Annotated in this window: 1 protein-coding gene; it reads left to right on the forward strand. The window is 65.0% G+C overall.

All coding sequences use genetic code 11. The annotated features are described in order from the left end of the window. Nucleotides 1–600 (forward strand): aspartate kinase (locus tag L6Q96_23420; protein ID MCK6557498.1); only part of this gene is annotated, 600 nt, incomplete at both ends.

The raw sequence follows: 600 nt of genomic DNA on the forward strand, positions 1-600 counted from the left end.
GACGAGCCTCACCGGCGCTCAAATCGGCATTCGCACCGATAGCACGCACACGAAGGCCCGCATCCGGTCGATTTCGACCGAACGGATGCGGCGGCTCTTGGACGAAGGGAACATCGTCATCGCCGCCGGTTTCCAGGGCATCGACGAAAACCTCAATATCACGACGCTCGGCCGCGGCGGCAGCGACACGACCGCCGTCGCTTTGGCCGCCGTGCTGGGCGCCGATGCGTGCGAGATTTACACCGACGTCGACGGCGTCTACACGACGGACCCGCGCGAACTGCCCGAAGCGCGGCGCGTGAAGCGGATCAGCTACGACGAGATGCTGGAACTCGCCAGTCTCGGGGCGGGTGTGATGCACAACCGGTCGATCGAATTCGCCAAGAAATTCTCCGTGCCGATCCACGTGCGGAGCAGCTTCACCGATCAGCCCGGCACGATGATCGTCCCGCAGCCCGAATCGCGGGATCAGGCGGTTTGCGGCGCGGCGCTTACCAAGAGCGAGGCCCAGGTGACGATCCAGGGCCTGCCGGACAAGCCGGGAACGAGCCTCGCCGTGTTTGCGGCCATCGCCGAGCACAAGGTGACGGTCGATATGAT

Source organism: Candidatus Binatia bacterium (assembly GCA_023150935.1).
GTDB lineage: Bacteria > Desulfobacterota > Binatia > HRBIN30 > HRBIN30 > JAKLJW01.